14 protein-coding genes are annotated in these 17,285 nt (G+C 70.7%); 6 read left to right on the top strand and 8 right to left on the bottom strand.

Annotated elements, in window-relative coordinates:
- Positions 1 to 62 precede the first annotated feature (62 nt).
- Complete coding sequence (locus ACZ7LV_RS37875) at positions 63 to 785, top strand: class I SAM-dependent DNA methyltransferase (protein WP_471945912.1); 723 nt, start codon at positions 63 to 65, stop codon at positions 783 to 785.
- Here ACZ7LV_RS37875 and ACZ7LV_RS37870 read toward each other — a convergent pair.
- Genes ACZ7LV_RS37870 through ACZ7LV_RS37855 form a run of 4 tightly spaced genes read right to left on the bottom strand, consistent with a single transcriptional unit; the run spans position 782 to position 5,537 of the window.
- Positions 782 to 1,846 (bottom strand): hypothetical protein, encoded by a 1,065-nt coding sequence (locus tag ACZ7LV_RS37870; protein WP_471945911.1) that lies wholly within the window; start codon positions 1,844 to 1,846, stop codon positions 782 to 784. The two genes, ACZ7LV_RS37875 and ACZ7LV_RS37870, sit on opposite strands and share 4 nt — an antisense overlap.
- A 57-nt stretch (positions 1,847 to 1,903) precedes the next feature.
- On the bottom strand, positions 1,904 to 2,842 hold the full coding sequence (locus ACZ7LV_RS37865) for an N-acetylneuraminate synthase family protein (protein WP_471945910.1): 939 nt from the start codon (positions 2,840 to 2,842) through the stop codon (positions 1,904 to 1,906).
- A gap of 14 nt (positions 2,843 to 2,856) precedes the next feature.
- On the bottom strand, positions 2,857 to 4,137 hold the full coding sequence (locus ACZ7LV_RS37860) for a cytidylyltransferase domain-containing protein (RefSeq protein ID WP_471945909.1): 1,281 nt from the start codon (positions 4,135 to 4,137) through the stop codon (positions 2,857 to 2,859).
- Positions 4,138 to 4,169: 32 nt separating this feature from the next.
- Entirely contained in the window at positions 4,170 to 5,537 is a 1,368-nt protein-coding gene (locus ACZ7LV_RS37855) for a DUF6716 putative glycosyltransferase (RefSeq protein WP_471945908.1), read from the bottom strand.
- 198 nt (positions 5,538 to 5,735) lie between these two features.
- On the opposite strand from ACZ7LV_RS37855, the gene ACZ7LV_RS37850 reads away from it, so the two are divergent.
- From ACZ7LV_RS37850 to ACZ7LV_RS37840, 3 genes are all read left to right on the top strand, one after another.
- Positions 5,736 to 6,722, top strand: coding sequence for a glycosyltransferase family 2 protein (locus tag ACZ7LV_RS37850; RefSeq protein ID WP_471945907.1), 987 nt, complete (start codon positions 5,736 to 5,738; stop codon positions 6,720 to 6,722).
- Positions 6,722 to 8,053 (top strand): alpha-2,8-polysialyltransferase family protein, encoded by a 1,332-nt coding sequence (locus ACZ7LV_RS37845; RefSeq protein ID WP_471945906.1) that lies wholly within the window; start codon positions 6,722 to 6,724, stop codon positions 8,051 to 8,053. The genes ACZ7LV_RS37850 and ACZ7LV_RS37845 overlap by 1 nt, the downstream gene beginning before the upstream one ends.
- Before the next feature lie 185 nt (positions 8,054 to 8,238).
- Positions 8,239 to 9,081 carry an FkbM family methyltransferase gene (locus ACZ7LV_RS37840; protein ID WP_471945905.1) on the top strand — a complete coding sequence of 281 codons (843 nt, stop codon included), beginning with the start codon at positions 8,239 to 8,241 and terminating at the stop codon, positions 9,079 to 9,081.
- Positions 9,082 to 9,175: 94 nt separating this feature from the next.
- Here ACZ7LV_RS37840 and ACZ7LV_RS37835 read toward each other — a convergent pair whose 3' ends face one another.
- Positions 9,176 to 11,512, bottom strand: coding sequence for a glycosyltransferase (locus ACZ7LV_RS37835; protein WP_471945904.1), 2,337 nt, complete (start codon positions 11,510 to 11,512; stop codon positions 9,176 to 9,178).
- Positions 11,509 to 12,921 (bottom strand): glycosyltransferase family 29 protein, encoded by a 1,413-nt coding sequence (locus tag ACZ7LV_RS37830; protein WP_471945903.1) that lies wholly within the window; start codon positions 12,919 to 12,921, stop codon positions 11,509 to 11,511. Before ACZ7LV_RS37830 ends, ACZ7LV_RS37835 begins: the two co-directional genes overlap by 4 nt.
- Before the next feature lie 378 nt (positions 12,922 to 13,299).
- On the opposite strand from ACZ7LV_RS37830, the gene ACZ7LV_RS37825 reads away from it, so the two are divergent.
- A complete protein-coding gene (locus tag ACZ7LV_RS37825; protein WP_471945902.1) occupies positions 13,300 to 14,466 on the top strand; it encodes an acyltransferase family protein in 1,167 nt (388 codons plus the stop codon).
- A gap of 307 nt (positions 14,467 to 14,773) precedes the next feature.
- The gene (locus ACZ7LV_RS37820; RefSeq protein ID WP_471945901.1) at positions 14,774 to 15,718 is read left to right on the top strand and encodes a class I SAM-dependent methyltransferase; all 945 of its coding nucleotides are present in this window, start codon (positions 14,774 to 14,776) and stop codon (positions 15,716 to 15,718) included.
- A gap of 55 nt (positions 15,719 to 15,773) precedes the next feature.
- Here ACZ7LV_RS37820 and leuE read toward each other — a convergent pair whose 3' ends face one another.
- Positions 15,774 to 16,421, bottom strand: coding sequence for a leucine efflux protein LeuE (gene leuE, locus ACZ7LV_RS37815; RefSeq protein WP_471945900.1), 648 nt, complete (start codon positions 16,419 to 16,421; stop codon positions 15,774 to 15,776).
- A 39-nt stretch (positions 16,422 to 16,460) separates the two neighbouring features.
- Positions 16,461 to 17,285 (bottom strand): methylmalonyl-CoA mutase family protein (locus ACZ7LV_RS37810; RefSeq protein ID WP_471945899.1); only part of this gene is annotated, 825 nt, incomplete at its 5' end.

Raw genomic sequence — 17,285 nt, 5'->3', positions numbered from 1 at the left:
GCGCGCTTTCGTTCACCTGACGGACCCCCGCGGCGGACGCCGGCGCGGTAGCGTGCGCGACCGTGACCGATCCGGACGCGGCCTTCCTCCAGGCCACCCGTGCCTCGTACGACACCATCGCCGCCGCGTACGCGTCCGCCTTCCCCGACGCGATGGGCGGCGTCCCCTTCGATCGGGCCCTGGTCAGCGCGTTCGCGGAGCTGGCCCGCGCCCACTCCCCCGCCCCGGTCGCCGATCTCGGCTCCGGGCCGGGCCATGTGACCGCGCTGGTGCACGACCTCGGCGTCCCGGTGTTCGGCGTGGACCTGTCACCGAGAATGGTGGCGCTCGCGCGGCGCGCGTACCCGGCGCTGCGCTTCCACGTGGGCACGATGACCCGTCTGGACCTGCCGGACGCCTCGCTGGGCGGCGTCCTGGCGCTCTTCTCGATCATCCATGTGCCGGACGACCGCCTGCCGGACGCCTTCGCCGAGTTCCACCGCGTGCTGCGGCCCGGCGCCCCCGTGCTGCTGTCCTTCCAGGTGCCCGACGGGCAGGACCGACTCCACGTGACGGAGCGCTTCGGGCACGAGATCGCGCTGGACTGCCACTGGCGTTCGCCCGAAGAGGTGGCGCTGCTGCTCGGCAAGGCCGGTCTCGACCTGTACGCGAGCGTCCTGCGCGAGCCGGAGGAGCAGGAGCGCCATCCGCGGGCGTTCCTGCTGTTCCGCAAGGCGCACCAGGGCCCGTCGCAGGCCGGCCCGGGACGTCAGGCCCCCTGGGGCCTCGTGCGGAAGCGACCCTAGACGGCCTGCACCGCGGACAGGCGGTGCACGTCCCGTGCGGTCCCCGTCACCCCGTCCAGGAAGCCCTGGGCGCGCGGTGAGGCCGTCTGGGTGAGCCAGTCGGGGTCGATGTCGCAGACGGCGACACGGACCTCGGTGCCGGCCAGCGCGAGCGGCAGGGTGTGGACCACCGTCGAGGGGAAGCTGAGGATGGTGCGGCCCACCGGGCCGCGGCGGGCGATGAGCTCCAGCGGGAGGTCGGGGCGGACGACCTCCAGGCCGGTCTCCACCGCCAGCCGGTGGAGCTTCTCGACGCTCTCGCGGCGGTGGGCGAAGTAGCGGCGGGCCCCGTGCGCCTTGGCCAGGGAGCGCACCGCCTCCAGATAGCGGTCGGCGTCCACGACGCCGGTCTCCACCAGCGAGGTGCCGACCATGTCCGCGCCCTTGGTGATGCGCGGCGGGCCGAAGCGGGCACGGGTCCAGGCGAAGTCGTTCGCGGTGACCGTGACGCCGCCCGGCGTCTCCTCGATGGGCATGGAGGAGAACACCTCGACCCGGCGGTCCCCGCCCGGCGTCAGACGACGCCGGGCCGAGGACGACACCGGGGCGAAGAGCAGATCACGCGGGCCGGGGCGGGCGCCCCGCCGGTGCCAGCGCACCAGACGTTCGCCGCGGGCGAGCTGGGTGACGAACTCCATCGTCGCCGTCCCGTCGTCCACGACCACGAGCTCGCTCGCCCGCGTGATGGTGAGCAGCAGCTGCACGTACCGCGAGAACGGATCACCCATCACGATCCGGTCCGCGCGGCGCAGCACTCCCATGAGCCCGCCGATCGTCTGGAAGGGTGCCGACGCGCCGCCGCGCGCCTCCTCCCAGCGGACCTCGTAGCCCTCCTCGCGCGCCAGTTCCGCCATCCGCCGCAGCTGGCCGCGGGTCATCGGATCGACGGGCGAGAGGACGACGAGGGTGAGCCCCGCGCCGGGCGCGTGGACATGCGCCCACTCCAGCACGTTCAGGAGCTGTACCGGACTCTCGACGAAGGCGAGGGTGCGAGGGCCGGCATTCCCGGCGCGGGGGCTCATCGGCTTACGACCGTCCCGTGATCAGGGGTGGTGGAGTGGTGGCGGCTGACCTGGCGGTCAGACCTGGAGCGGCTCGCCGGCCGCGGCGGCGATCTCCGCCTCGGCGACGACGCCCTGGACGCGGCGCAGCTTCTTCATCGGGCCGAGCTCCGACTCGTAGACCTGCTTGACGCCGTCACCGAGGGAGGCCTCGATGGTGCGGATGTCGCGCACCAGGCGCTGCAGGCCCTGCGGCTCCACGGACGCGGCCTGGTCCGAGCCCCACATGGCGCGGTCGAGGGTGATGTGACGCTCGACGAAGGTGGCGCCGAGGGCGACGGCGGCCAGCGTGGTCTGCAGGCCGGTCTCGTGGCCGGAGTAGCCGATCGGAACGTTCGGGTACTCCTTCTCCAGCGTGTTGATCACGCGGAGGTTGAGCTCCTCGGCCTTCGCCGGGTAGGTCGAGGTGGCGTGGCAGAGCAGGATGTTGTCGCTGCCCAGGACCTCGACGGCGTGGCGGATCTGCTTCGGCGTCGACATGCCGGTGGAGAGGATGATCGAACGGCCGGTGGCGCGCAGCGCCTTCAGCAGCTCGTCGTCGGTGAGGGACGCGGACGCGACCTTGTGGGCCGGGACGTCGAACTTCTCCAGGAAGGCGACGGCCTCGGTGTCCCACGGGGAGGCGAACCAGTCGATGTTCTTCGACTTGCAGTACTCGTCGATCTTGCGGTAGTCGTCCTCGTCGAACTCCACGCGGTGGCGGTAGTCGATGTAGGTCATCCGGCCCCAGGGGGTGTCGCGCTCGATGTCCCACTGGTCACGCGGGGTGCAGATCTCCGGGGTGCGCTTCTGGAACTTGACCGCGTCGCAGCCCGCCTCGGCGGCCACGTCGATGAGCTTGAAGGCGTTCTCCAGGTCACCGTTGTGGTTGATACCGATCTCGCCGCAGATGTAGACGGGCTTGCCGGGGCCGACCTCGCGGGAACCGAAGGTACGGAGGCGGGAGTTGGTGCTCATGGCGAAAACTTTCCTTACTTGGTGGAGGGGTCGAGGGAGTCGAGAGAGGGACCGAGGATCCAGCCGGCGATCTCTCGGATCGCGCCGACACCACCGGGGACGGTGGTGACCGCGCGTGCGGCGCCGCGTACGACGTCGTGGGCGCTCGCGACCGCGACGGGCCAGCCGACGAGGGCGAAGCACGGGAGGTCGTTGACGTCGTTGCCGACGTAGAGCACGCGCTCCGGCGCGATGCCCTGCTCCTCGCACCACTGCTTCAGCGCGAGGTCTTTGCGGTCGACGCCGTGCAGCACCGGGATCTTCAGCTTCCGGGCCCGGGCGGCGACGACCGGGTTCTGCTCCGTGGACAGGATCAGCATCTTCAGGCCGCTGCGCCGCAGGGCCGCGATGCCGAGGCCGTCTCCGCGGTGCACGGAGACGAACTCCCGTCCATCGGCATCGATCAGCACCCTGTCGTCGGTCTGGGTGCCGTCGAAGTCGAGTACGACCGCGTCGATGTCGGCGGCGGTCGGGAGGGCGCCGGGCCGGTCCGCGTCGAAGAGCGGGGCCAGGGCGCGGGCGCGGGCGAGGTCGTGCGGGTCGTCGACCTCCAGGACCCGCGCGGGGTCGGTGCGTACCAGTTCGGTGCGGCCGAAGAAGCGGTGCTTGTGCTCGCGGAAGCCGGCCGCGTCCATCGCGTAGGCGGCGCCGGTCTCCAGCAGGTCCTGGGGGCGGTCCTGGCGACGCGGGCGGAACGACTTGTCGTGGTTGACGCCGTAGCCGCCGCCGGTGCTGCGCGAGTCGGCCGCGGTGACCACCTCGTCGGTGGCCGCCTCGGCGTCGGCGTCACGCCAGATGAAACCGTGGAAGGGCGCGACGGTGACGGCGGTGTCGGCGCCGTTCTCGACGACCGCGCCGGCCACCCCGTCGATGTCCTCGTGGATCAGGAACGGGCTGGTGCACTGCACGAGCAGCACCGCGTCGACCGGGGAGCCGTGCAGCGCCTCGTGGGCGTCCATGGCGTGCAGGACGGCGGCCTCGGAGGTGGCGGTGTCCCCGGCGATGGCGGCGGGGCGCAGCACGACCTCGGCGCCGGCCGAGCGGGCGGCGGCGGCGATGGCCTGGTCGTCGGTGGAGACGACGACGTCGGTCACCAGCCGGGAGGCCCGGCACTCGCGCACCGCGCGTGCCACCAGCGGTACGCCGCCGACCGGGGCGAGGTTCTTCGCGGGCACGCCCTTGGAGCCGCCGCGCGCGGGGATCACCGCGAGCACACGGCGTACGGTCGCGCCTTGGCCCGCTTCCGGGTGGGACATGGGAACTACTCCTTGACCAGGGTTGATACGGCTCACAGCTCCCCCATCCGCCGGATGACGGGCGCGACCCGCTGGACGCCGTGCCGGTAGGCGCCTCGCGCGGCGCGACGCACGATCTGGCGCACCGGACCGGGCTCCTTGTCGTGCGCGGGGGCGCCGGGCAGCGGGGCACCGTCGGGACCGAGGTGGTGCCGGGCGAGGATGCCGGGCAGATAGCCGGGGGCGGTCACCGGCGTGTAGTACGGCGCCAGGGGCGCCAGCCCGCCGGGCTGCCGCAGCAGCTTGGCGATCCGCTCCCGGGCCGCGTCGAAGGCGGCCTCGTACGAGCCTCCCCCGAAGGGGGGACCCCCAGCGGCGACGCCCTGCCGGGACACCCAGTCGGTGTCCGGCGCCGGCCGGTGCCCGGCGTCGAGCTGGTCCCAGGAGGCGAGGCAGCCGGAGCCGACGAAGTGGTGGTTGCCGAGCATCTCGCGGATCCCGAGGTCGGACAGGACGACGGTGGGGATCCGGCGGTGCAGCGACTCCAGCGCGGCCGTCGAGCTGACCGTGACGAGCAGGTCCGTGCGGTCCAGGACCTCGCCCATGTTGCCGTAGACGAGCTTGAAGTTGGGCGGCAGCTCGCCGAGTCGCTGCGCCAGCTTCTGGTACGGCAGTTCCTCGATGTGAGTGGTGTGCTCACCGGGCCTGGAGCGCAGCTTGAGCAGCACCTCGCGCTCGGGGTGCAGCCGCGCGTGCTGGACGAGGCGGTTCAGCAGGTAGGTGCGGTCCTTGCGGTTCTCGGGGACCGACGGCTGGGCGGCGAAGACGACCGTGTACGGATCGTGTTCACCCGTGTACGCGGCGCCACCCAGGAACGGCAGTGCGACCTCGGTGACCGCGGCGGAGTCGGCGCCGACCCCGTCGTACACCGCGCGGAAGCGCTCGGCGTCCTGGCGGGAGTTGGCGAGGACGAGATCCGCGCCGTGCCGCAGCAGCAGGCCGTCGGCGAGCTTCTCGTAGACGACGCCGACGTAGCCGGTGACGACGACGGGCCGCTTCTCGCGGTCCGCCCAGACCTGCCGCAGGCCGTGCAGCATCGCCTGCACACCGCCGCCGACCAGGGAGAGGACGAGCACGTCGTACGACTCCCGCGCCATGGTGCGCAGGAACTCGACGGCCGTGACCTCCGTGAGGGAGTCGGCGCGCACGCCCACTTCCGCCAGCTGGCGGGGCGTGGGGGTGGCCCGGCCGCGCAGCAGAAATCCGTCCAGGGCGGGGGCGACTTGCGTCCCGCCTTGCGATCCGGCTTCCATGGACGGGCCCGGAGCGATACGGCTCGCCGTCAGAGCACCCCATTTCCAGCGGGTGTCCGAGTCGGCGAGTACTGCGATCCGCGTGGGCTTCGTTGTACTTGGTGGCACAGCCAAGACGCTAGGAAGCAATTTCTAGTTGCCGGCCAACCACGCCTCAACGAAAAGTTAACAGCAACCCACCGAGAGCCGAACTGGCTCGCCGAAGCCCAGGAAGTACACGGGATGCACCGTTCCGACACATCGAGTTCACCCTCTGTACCCTCACCGGAAAGTTCCGCAGCGGGGCCGCCTCCTAGGCTTTCGCAGGTGCCAAAGCTTTCCGTGATCGTGCCGTTCTACAACGTGCAGCAATACGCCCCGGACAACCTGAGAAGCCTTCGCGCGAACGCCCGCCAGGACTTCGAGTTCATCTTGGTGGACGACAAATCGAAGGACGAGACGCCGGCCATTCTCGAACGTGCGGCCGAAGAGCTCTCCGCGGTCGCTCAGGTGCGCTATATCCGCAGAGAGGAAAACGGAGGGCTGGCCACCGCTCGGAACTCCGGCCTCGAAGTGGCGACCGGCGAATACATCACCTTCCTGGACGGTGACGACTGGCTCGCCCCCGGCTACTACGGCGAGCTGGTCGCGGCCATCGAGCGGCTGGGCTGCGACTTCGTCCGCACCGACCACGTGCAGGCCACCCACCGCGCCCGCACCGTGCACCGCGTCCCCGTAGGCCTGCGGGACGAGGTCATGAACCCCCGTGACGCCATCCTGCCCGCCGACCGCACGACCTCCGTCGACTACGCCTACGCCTGGGCCGGCGCCTTCCACCGGCGGCTCCTGGACAAGGGCCTGCTGCACTTCACCGACGGGCTGCGCACGGCCGAGGACCGGCCGTGGATCTGGAAGCTGCACCGTGAGGCCGAGTCCTTCGCCGTGGTCGGCCTGCTCGGCGTGTTCTACCGGCGCGGTGTGGCCGGCTCCCTCACGCAGATCGGTGACGTCCGCCAGCTCGACTTCATCCGCGCCTTCGACCAGGTGATCGAGGAGACGGCGGCCGACCGCGACGCCGAGCGGCTGCTGCCCAAGGCCGTACGCACCTACTGCGCGATCATCGCCCACCACCTCTCGGAGATCGACAAGTTCGAGCCGTCCGTGGCCAAGCAGCTGCGGATCATGAGCGCGGCGGCCATAAAGCGCATGCCCCAGGACGCACTCGGCGACGTACTCGACACCATGGACCTGCGGCGCGCCTCCAAGCTGCGGCGGCTGCGGCGCCGGATCACCACAGCGAAGGCGGCTGCCTGATGTCCCGTACCACCCAGATCTTCTGCGTCTCCACGCTGTACGGCGCGGCGACGCTGGCCGCCGCGATCGACTCCGACTGCTTCGAGGAACCCGACCGGCGCGTGCTGCTGGTCTTCAACAACTCGGCGACGCCGGAGACCACGCCGGCGGTCGACGAGATGCCGGGCTTCGGCACGCTGCGCGACCACTTCGACGACGTGCTGTCGTTCAACGAGGCGATCCACCCGTTCCACCCCGGTGCCTGGCAGCCGCGCCCCGACGACCTGCCGCTGTTCGAGCGCTATCTGCGGCTGCTGTGGGGCCTGGGCGACGACCGGGTCGAGCTGGTGATGGAGTCCATCCAGGTCAACCCGGCGCTCGGGCTGGCGCAGATCTTCACCGGCGCCCCGGTCCATGTCTACGCCGACGGCCTGATGAGCTACGGCCCCACCCGCAACAAGCTCGACCCCCTGGTCGGCACCCGCGTCCGGCGCCTGCTGCACCTGGACCTCGTACCCGGTCTCACCCCGCTGCTGCTGACCGAGTTCGACGTGCCGGCGCAGCTGGTGCCGACGGACGCGTTCCTCAAGGTCATGAGCGGCCTCACGGACGTCGCCGGGGACCTGCCCGCCCTGCCGGACAACGCCGCGCTGCTGCTCGGCCAGTACCTGTCGGCCCTCAACATCATGTCCGCCGCCGAGGAGGAGAACCTCCACGTGCGGATGCTGCGCGGTGCGGTGCAGCGCGGGCACCGGGCCGTCGTGTTCAAGCCGCACCCGACCGCGCCGGCCCGCTACAGCCGCGCCCTGGAGGCGGAGGCCGAGAAGCTCGGCGTCGAGCTCACCGTGCTGGACTCCCCCGTCCTCGCCGAGGTGCTCTTCGCCAAGGCCCGGCCCGCACTGGTCGTCGGCTGCTTCTCGACCGCGTTGTTCACCGCGTCCGCGTTCTACGACCTGCCGGTCGCGCGCATCGGCACCGAGCCGCTGCTGGACCGGCTCACGCCGTACCAGAACAGCAACCGGCTGCCGGTCACCCTGGCCGACGCGCTGCTGCCCGACCTGGAGAGCCGCGGAGGCGAGGAGCCGCTCGCGGACGAGCTGCGCACCGGTCTGGTCGCCGCGGTCGGCTTCACCATGCAGCCGCAGATCCAGTCCGGCCTGCGGCCCGCCGCCGAGCGCTTCCTCTCCCAGCACCTCGGCCCGCGGACCCAGCGCTACTTCAAGAAGCGCCGGCTCACCTCGCTGGGCCTGCCCGGCGGCATCCCCGAGCGGCTGTCCTTCCTGCCCCGCAACAGCGCGGCGCGCCGGGTGGTGCGCCGGGCACGGGCGTTGAGGAAGGCCGTCAAGCGCTAGATGAAGGGGGCGTGAACAAGGCGCCACATCAGCGGGAAGCAAAAAGGGAATATGCGTGCGGCGGCTTTTCCGGATCTCGTCTCCGGGAAGCCGCCGCTGCCGTTGACCTGCGGGTACGTTAATTTCCGTACCGAATACTTCCCAAACCTTCAAATAGCAATGATCTCAGGCCTACGATCGCGCCCATGCGCATCTCCCAGGTCGAAGCCGCCAATGCCCGGATGCTGGCCTACGCCCCGTCCGTCCGGCCCGTCGCCACCAGCGACATCATCCGCACGCACCGCAAGAAGCACCCGTACCGGGGCCTTGCCGAGATCGACTCGCCGTACTGCCCGCCGTTCGTCATGTTCTGCGTGAACGACGACGCGGTCGCCCTGGACACCCTGTGGAACGGCACCTTCGGCTACGAGCCCGGCAGCCTCTCCACCTGGGCGCGGCTGGCAGCGAAGAGCGCGACGATAGCCGACGTCGGCGCGCACGTCGGCTACTTCTCGATGATCGCCGCACTCACCAACCCCAAGGCCAAGGTGCACGCCTTCGAGCCGGTGGACCAGGTGCACGCGCGGCTCGCGGTGAACATCCGGCTCAACAACGTGCAGAACGTGCGCCGTTACCAGGCGGGCGTCTCCAGCGAGCCGGGCTGGGCCGACATCAGCGTCCGCTTCTCCGGGAACCTGCTGTCGACGGGCTCCTCCCTGGAACACGCGGCCGGCGACGCCGAGATGAAGCGGATCCAGCTGGTCACGCTGGACGAGGTGTTCGCCGACACCAAGCTCGACCTGATCAAGATCGACGTCGAGGGCCACGAGATGTCGGTGCTGGAGGGCGCCCGCCAGGTGCTCAAGCGGGATCGGCCCACCGTGATGCTGGAGGCGCTGGTGGGTGCCCCGCTGGACCCGCTGCTCGCCGAGTTCGGGCCGCTCGGGTACGACGCGCACTGGGTCGCCGAGGAGGAGGACACCCTCCTCCCGGCCGACCGGCCCCGGCCGAGCGGCACCCGCAACCTGCTGTTCACACCGCGCCGTTAGGGCGAGCACACGAAGACGCTCCCGGAACCTGGTGGCTCCGGGAGCGTTTCTGCGTTCTGCGTTCTGCGTAATGCGTTCTGCGGGCTCGGGTGGGTCAGCCGCCCAGGAGGGTCCGCAGCTCCGCGGCGTTGGCCTGGGTGACCTTCCACAGCTCCTGCTGACGGCCGTGCACGTCGGCCACCGTCTTGGCGTGGTCGGCGAGCAGGTCGCGGGAGCGCTCGACGAGCACCTGAGCGAGGTTGCGCTCGTGCACCGAGACACCCCACTCGGGACGCTCGATGTCGCGCAGGAAGTACGCCATCTTCGGGTGCGAGATCAGGCTGATGATCGGCGTGCCGCAGCCGAACGGGATCATGCCCGCGTGGCCGCGCATACCGATGACCAGCCGGGTGCGCGCGTACAGCTCGCGGATCTCGTCGTTCTCGAAGTCGTACATCGGGATGACGGGCATCGACACGCCGTGCTCACGGCGCAGGTCGAAGGCGATCCGCTCGTCGTCGAGCGAGTGCGCCACGCACTGCACCTCACCGAGGTCGCCCAGCTCGCGCACGGCCTTGGCCATCTGCGCGAGGAAGTAGCCGTAGTCGTGGCCGAAGCGCAGGGTGGCACGGTCGTAGGCGGCGTTGATGAGGATGGTGTCGTCCCGCTTCACGGGGTCCTGCCAGCCTGCGACGAGCTGGCGGGTGACCGTGGTCGGGCACGGCTGGAAGCGCACCTTGTCGTGCAGGTGCGCCGGGATCATGGCCCGGACCTTCTCGATCGAGCCGTGGTTGCGCAGCCCGAAGAAGGCGGACTTCTCCACGAGCAGCCGCAGCGACTCACGGAACCGCTGGGCGCGGTAGCTCTGCCCGTCGAAGGCGTTGAAGCCGACGGCGTACACCGCGATGGGCACGTCGATGCGCTTCAGCAGCTCGTCCGGGACGTTCCACTGCCAGGCGCTGTTGCCGTTCGGCATGGTGTCCGGGATGAACAGGCCGCCGCCGCCGATGACCATGCCGCGCCGGGAGTTGACGCGCTCCAGGGCCGCCTCGTCGAACAGGCGGTGGGCGTGCACCGAGTGCCAGCGGCGCCCCGTGGTGTCGGGGTCGAAGGCGAGGCGAACGCTCTCGGGGAGCAGCTTGTCGCCCGCGTTGCCCTGCCGGTCCATGTAGAACGCGACGTGCGCGAGCTGCTCGACGGCGCTGCCGGACTGCTGGGCCGGCATGCCGATGGTGCGCTGGTGCCAGATGCGGCTGGCCCGGTGCGTCGGGTCGACGGTCAGACCCTGGACGGCGTGCTTGTGCGCGGAGGCGTCCTCGCCGTGCACCCAGGAGATCAGGGCCAGCCGGGCGAAGGCGGTGGCGGCGCGGTTGGGCGCGGCGGTGGCCAGCAGCAGCTGGGCCTTGGCCTCGTCGTAGCGGGAGACGGCCAGCAGAGCATGCCCGTAGACCTCGTGCGGCCAGGCCTCGTCGACCGGGATGTGGACGCGCTCCATGATGTCCACGGCGGCCTGGTAGTCGCCGGCGCCGATGTGGGCGAGCGCGACCCGGCGGGCGGTGTCGACGTCACCGGTGCGCTCGACGTACGGGGTGCCGAAGTGCACCAGCAGGTCGCGGTGCGTCGTGCCGCCCGCGCCCACGTACGCCGCGTGCAGCTCGGCGTCCGTCATGTCGAACTCGCGCCAGCGCTCCTGCGCCTTGTCGTAGCCCGCCTCGCCGCCCTGCCAGGGCTTGTGCCGCCCGGTGAAGTGCAGGATCGCGGTGTCGTCCGGGACCGCGAGGTCGCCGGAGAGGCGCCGCTTGACGAAGTTGTACTTCGGGTCGAGGCGGACGAAGTCGCCGTTCAGGACCGCGTTGAGGATGCCCTGGTCGTGCTTGTCGAGCTCGTAGGCACCGGTGCGGCCGACGTGGTCGATCTTCGCGTAGAACTCGTCGCTCAGGTACTCCTTCTGAATGACGAGCAGACCGCTGTTGAGCTTGTGCTGGCCGTAGAAGAACTGCGGTACGGCGGCGAGGCCCTCGCGCAGCGACAGCAGCTCCGAGAGGGACCCGAGGACCACCATGTCGGTGTCCAGGGTGATCACGGTGTCGTAGTCGCGGATCTTGAAGACGTCGAGGATGAAGTACGCCTTGCGGACCAGGTAGTTGTCCTGGTCGCCCTTGGCGTAGCCGTCGTAGTGCTCGGCGTCGACCCGGCGGAAGCTGACGCGCGGGTGCAGGGCGCGGATGCTGGCGACGGAGGACGGCTTGAGGTCGTCGTGCAGGACGATGAAGTCCTCGCACACACCCGGGTTCGACAGCGCGAGCGAGCGCAGCAGGGCCAGGAAGCCCGGCAGGTAGTTCTCGTCGACGAAGCTGGCGAAGGCGATGCGGCGCTTGCCGGTCAGCGCGCTGGCGTCGGTGGCCGGGGCCGCGCTGCGAGGCTCGGCGGGGGCTATGTGGGTCGCGGTCATCGCAGGGAGATCCTCATGCCGGAGACGCTCTGGGCCCGTTCCATGACCCACGCCTTCTCGCTGGTGTATTCGTGGACGGACGTGATGGGCATCTTCATCGCCGCGTCGATGCGGTACGCACCGCTCTCGTAGAAGTCGAAGCCGATCAGGTCGATGGCGCTGCTGACGTCGAGGAAGTCGAGCAGCCACAGCATGTTGAAGCCGGAGGTGGGGATCGACGGCCACTTGTCCGTGCCCCACTTGCCGATGTTGCGCACGGGCCAGCGCAGCGACTCGTCGCCCAGGTACTTCTGCGCGCCCGGCACGAGGCGGTTGCGCAGCGAGTACTTCCAGTCGCCGGAGATCCCGCCGAAGACCAGCCGCGTGTCGACCTGCTGGTCCCAGTTGAAGCCGTGCTTGTGGATCGTGACGTGGATGTCGGTCCGCTTGCCGGTGTTCGCCGCGTCGATCTTGTACGAGTTGAAGCGCACGACCAGGTCGTAGGCGTCGATCTCGGTGCCCTTGCCGCTCTCGCCGACCTTGCCGGAGTTGGCGATCAGGGCGATGGACCTGCCGGCTATCCGGTTGCGGAACTCACCGAGGCTGATCCACTGCAGATTGCCGAAGGTCGGGTCGTCCAGCGGTCCGCGCATCCGGTTGCGCCGCTGCTCGGCGAAGAGGCCGATCGCCTCGATCAGCTCGGCGCTGGGGCGGTGCTGGACGCCGGTGCTGAGGTCCAGGAAGTGGCTGAGCGCCTCCTGGAACTCCTGCTCGGGCGCCTCCGTACGGTCGAGCGCGACCAGCGCGCCCACCAGCTGCGCCTGGGCCCGCTCCCAGTCCCCGGCGGCGTGCGTCGCGAGACCGTCGGCCCACACGTCGGTCGCCGGGCCGGCGGCGTACGCGGCGGCGTCCGGGACGGTGCGCTGCAGCAGGGTGAGCAGCTCACCACGCTTCTCCTGCGCGGTGCGCAGGCCGGCGACCTTGGCGCGGACACCGAAGCCGTCCTCCGAGGTGAGGCTCAGGTAGCGCTCGAAGGCGTCGACGGCGGCGGCCGGGCGGCCCATGGCCTCCAGCAGCCGGCCACGCAGCCGCCACCCGGCCCGGGAGTTCTTGCGCTGCGACAGCACCGTGTCGGTGATCAGCAGGGAGAGGTTCAGCTCGTCGTCGTAGCCGCAGTCGAGCGCCTTGTTGCCGACGGCGAGGAGCGCGTCGAGCAGTTCGTTGCTCAGGCCGGCGCCACCGACGGCCTTCGCGCCACGCCGGATCAGGCTGCCCGCACTCGCGGACGCCGCCTGGGGCTGCTCCTGGGCGGCCCACAGGGCGAGCAGCTCCCGCAGCTTCTCGGCGAGCGCGATGCGCCGGGAGTCGAGGCTGCCCACGAGCTTGCCGCTGTGCACCGCGCAGGCGCGCAGGCAGTCCTCCAGCTCCACCGGAGAGACCTGGGCGGTCGGCGGACCGGCGTCAGTGGTCGCCGATGCCGTGTCCCCTGTTCGGGAACGTGACCATCTGCTGCGAACCGTCATGGTGCTCCTGCTCTGGATGTGACGAAGCAGGCAAGGTCTGCCTCGGTAAACCTGGTGGGTTGGAGAACACTAAGAAACCAATACGACGAAAAGGTGAACCGATAGGGGCCGGTGGGCAAATCGTGTTTCCGTCGAACGGAATTCCGTCAACCGACGTCCTAGGGTGGCGGGCGGCGTCGCAGGACGTTGACACACACCTCCGGGGTTATGCCGGTTACGGGCGCTTTGGGCAGGATGGCGCGCACGCAAACCCACGGACAGACGAGGTAGCCGAGGTATTCCAGCGTGACCGAGACGGTCGTCACCCCAGCCAAGCCCCCCACCGCCACCGCCGCGCCCGCGCGGCCGCTCGAGGTCGGCGGCGTCCGGCCGCGGCCCAGAACGACGGGGGGCCGGCTGCGCGCCCTGGACGGGCTGCGACTGCTGGCCGCGCTGATGGTCGCGCTCTACCACTACGGCGGCCGGGGCGGTGAGATCACCCACGCCTGGGGATCCTCGCCCAAGATCCAGTTCCCGACGCTGCACTCCTGGTTCGCCTACGGCTGCCTCGGTGTCCAGATCTTCTTCGTGATCAGCGGGTTCGTCATCTGCATGAGCGGCTGGGGCCGGCCGCTGCGCTCCTTCTTCGCCTCCCGGGTCGCCCGCCTGATGCCCTCCTACTGGGTGGCCGTCGTCCTGGTGACGGCCGTCTTCGCGCTGCCCGGCGTGGCCTACGCGGCGGTGTCACCGAGCGAGGCGCTGGTGAACCTGACCTTGCTCCAGCAGCCGCTCGGCGCCGACCGGGTGCTCGGCGTGTGCTGGACGCTGTGGGTGGAGATCCGCTTCTACGCGCTGTTCGCCGTGTGCATCGTGCTGCCGGGGGCCAACCGTCGGCGGGTCGTCATGCTGTGCGCCGTCTGGACGCTGCTGGCGGCGATCACGCAGGCCGCCGACCAGCCGTTCCTCGATCTGGTCCTGATGCCGGAGTACGCGCCGTTCTTCATCGGCGGCATGGGCATCTACCTGCTGCACCGCAACCGGCGGGACGTCACCGCGTGGGGCATCGTCGCGGTGAGCTGGCTGACCGGGCAGCACCAGGCGGTGTCCCACCTGTGGCACAGCCCGCAGCCGGACCAGTTCTCCTACCGCTCCGCCTCGGTGATCATCCTGATCGTCACGTTCGGCTTCGTCGCGGTGCTCGCGGTGGCGCTGGGCTGGCTGAACTGGGCCGACTGGCGCTGGCTGACGGTCGCGGGAGCGCTGACGTACCCCTTCTACCTGGTGCACGAGCACCTGGGGTGGCCCGTCGTCGAGCTGCTGCACCAGCACCTCGGGCTCCCCGCGTGGATGACGATGACCGGCACGCTGACCACGATGCTGGTGCTGGCGTGGCTGTTCAACCGGTACGTGGAGGAGTGGGCGACGCCGCTGCTGCGGCGGTCGCTGACGCAGGTGCGGACACCGAAGGGCTGACCTCGCCCGGTCGGGCGTGATCGCGGGCGCGGTACGGCCGTTCGACGCGTGCCGCGGGGCACCCGACCCGAGGCGCCCGCCCGCGCCTCTTGCGGAATCCGCGGCCCGGGCGGGGGTAGCCGAGCCATCCTGGTAATCGTTCACCGGGCGTGGCGTCGTTCGCGCCACCCGCGGGGCCGGGAACGCGTACGGTACGTAAGGAATTGACCCGGTATTCACCTTCTTGGGGGTTTGGATGGGTTCTCCTCCCGGGCAGGCGCCGGGCAACTCCTGACCGCACACCGCAACGAGGAAGTGCTCGCCTTTCATGACCACTGCACATGAGGCGCCCCCGCGGCCCCGCCTGCTCGACGACGTCCCAGGCTGGTTCCCCGTACTCGACCAGACGCTCTTCGACTGGCTCCTGACCCGGCAGGAGGCCGCGGGGGTCCGCGGCGACCTGCTGGAGGTCGGGGTCTACATGGGCAAGAGCGCGATCTTCCTGGGCCGTCATCTCCGGGAGGGCGAGCGCTACACCGTGTGCGACCTCTTCGAGGGCGACGCCCCGGACCGCGCCAACCGGGCCGAGTCGACGAAGTCGTACAGCGCGCTCACCCGCGAGGTCTTCGAGACCAACTACCTCTCCTTCCACGACGAACTCCCGCGCGTCGTGCAGGGTCCCAGCTCGCTCGTGCCCGGCGAGGTCGAGCGGGACTCGTGCCGCTTCGTGCACATCGACGGCTCGCACCTCTACGAGCACGTGTACGACGACATCGCCGCCGCGCGGGACGTGCTGCAGCCGGACGGGATCGTCGTCCTCGACGACTTCCGCTCGGAGCACACCCCCGGCGTCTCCGTCGCCGTCTGGGAGGCCGTGCTCAGCCGGGGTCTGCGCCCGATCTGCCTGACCACGCAGAAGCTCTACGGCACCTGGGGCGACCCGAAGCCGGTGCAGGACGAACTGCTGGCCATGGTGCGCGGGCGGGACGACTGCGGGCTCAGCGTGCAGCAGGCCGCCGGGCACCGACTCGTCCGGCTGAAGTCGAAGGGCATGCGGGCCCCCGACTTCCCACCGTCCCGGCACGCACGCGAGACGCCCGAGCCCGCCGTGCCCAGGCCGGCGCAGCCCGCCGCGTCCGGGGCGGCCCCGTCCGCCCCCTCCCGGAGCGCCGGCGGCCGCGCCCGCCGTCTGGCGGTCGACCTGCTGCCTCCGCTGCTGACCCGTGCGATCCGCAAGGCCCGCGCGTCGAAGCGGTCGGCGGCCGCACGCTGACGCCGCACGCCGCCGTCCTCGCCGCCCCGCTCTCCCGGCCGCCGGTCGGCGACCGCTAGGAGCTGGTCAGCGACAGCTTCACCGCGAAGCCGAGGAACAGCGCTCCCGCCGCCGAGGTGACCCCCGCCGTGAGGCGCCTGCGGCGGCGGAAGGCGGCGGCCAGCTTCGTACCGCCGAATATCAGTGCGCTCAGGTACAGGAAGCTCGCGAGCTGCGCGAACGCCCCGAGCACGACGAAGGACAGCGCGGGGTAGGCGTAGCCGGGGTCGACGAACTGCACGAAGAAGGCGACGAAGAACAGGATCGCCTTGGGGTTGAACAGGCTGACGACCAGGGCGCGCCGGAAGGGCCGCTCGTCCCCCGGCTGCGGCGCGGCGGGAGCCGCCACGCTCTCCCGCCGGGTCCGCCACATCCCCCACGCCGCCCGCATCATGCCGATCGCCAGCCAGGTCAGATAGCCGGCTCCGGCGTACTTCACGATGCCGAACAGCAGCGCGTTCGCCTGCAGCAGCGAGGCCACACCGGCCGCCGACAACGTCATCAGCACGGCGTCGCCGCACCACACCCCGGCTGCGGCCCGGTACCCGGGGCGCACCCCGCGCCGGGCGGCCACGGACAGCACGTAGAGCGAGTTGGGGCCGGGCAGCAGGACGATCAGGGCGAGCCCTGCCAGATAGGTCGGGAGATCAATGACGCCGAACATGTTCAGGAGTGTCGCACGCCGGTACGACAGCGGGTCCGGTCAGAAGGCGTCACTCGGTACGTAACTCCCCCAGATCTCCCGCAAAGCGTTGCACACCTCACCCACGGTGGCCCGCGCCCGCAGCGCCTCCTTCATCGGGGGCAGCACGTTGTCCTCGCCCTCGGCCGCCGTGCGCAGCGCCGTCAGGGCGGCGTCCACCGCCCGCCGGTTGCGTCCGGCGCGCAGCGCGGCCAGGCGCTGCGCCTGCCGGGCCTCGATGGCGGGGTCGACGCGCAGCGGCTCGTACGGCTCTTCCTCGTCGGTCGTGAACCGGTTGACGCCGACGACGACCCGTTCGCCGGAGTCGGTCTCCTGGGCGATCCGATAGGCGTTGCGTTCGATCTCCGCCTTCTGGAAGCCGCGCTCGATCGCGGCGACCGCCCCGCCCAGCTCCTCGACCCTCGCCATCAGCTCGACGGCCGCCGCCTCCACGTCGTCCGTCATCCGCTCGACGGCATAGGAACCCGCGAACGGGTCGACGGTCGCGGTCACGTCCGTCTCATGGGCCAGCACCTGCTGGGTACGCAACGCCAGCCGCGCGCTCCTGTCGGTGGGCAGCGCGATGGCCTCGTCGAAGGAGTTGGTGTGCAGGGACTGGGTACCGCCCAGGACCGCGGCCAGGCCCTGGACGGCGACGCGGACGAGGTTCACCTCGGGCTGCTGGGCGGTCAGCTGCACCCCGGCCGTCTGCGTGTGGAAGCGCAGCATCAACGACTTGGGGTTGCGCGCGCCGAACTCCTCACGCATCACCCTCGCCCAGATCCGGCGGGCCGCACGGAACTTCGCGACCTCCTCCAGGAGCGTCGTACGGGCCACGAAGAAGAA

This window comes from Streptomyces sp. NPDC107562 (assembly GCF_055657325.1).
This window is presented reverse-complemented; position numbering and strand designations above follow the sequence as displayed.

Excerpts from the sequence above, each read along its gene's own strand:
- ACZ7LV_RS37870 (WP_471945911.1), bottom strand. The coding sequence starts at position 1,846 with ATGAGCCCCCGCGCCGGGAATGCCGGCCCTCGCACCCTCGCCTTCGTC.
- ACZ7LV_RS37835 (WP_471945904.1), bottom strand. The coding sequence starts at position 11,512 with ATGACCGCGACCCACATAGCCCCCGCCGAGCCTCGCAGCGCGGCCCCG.
- ACZ7LV_RS37865 (WP_471945910.1), bottom strand. The coding sequence starts at position 2,842 with ATGAGCACCAACTCCCGCCTCCGTACCTTCGGTTCCCGCGAGGTCGGC.
- ACZ7LV_RS37820 (WP_471945901.1), top strand. The coding sequence starts at position 14,774 with ATGACCACTGCACATGAGGCGCCCCCGCGGCCCCGCCTGCTCGACGAC.
- ACZ7LV_RS37860 (WP_471945909.1), bottom strand. The coding sequence starts at position 4,137 with ATGTCCCACCCGGAAGCGGGCCAAGGCGCGACCGTACGCCGTGTGCTC.
- leuE (WP_471945900.1), bottom strand. The coding sequence starts at position 16,421 with ATGTTCGGCGTCATTGATCTCCCGACCTATCTGGCAGGGCTCGCCCTG.
- ACZ7LV_RS37840 (WP_471945905.1), top strand. The coding sequence starts at position 8,239 with ATGCGCATCTCCCAGGTCGAAGCCGCCAATGCCCGGATGCTGGCCTAC.
- ACZ7LV_RS37845 (WP_471945906.1), top strand. The coding sequence starts at position 6,722 with ATGTCCCGTACCACCCAGATCTTCTGCGTCTCCACGCTGTACGGCGCG.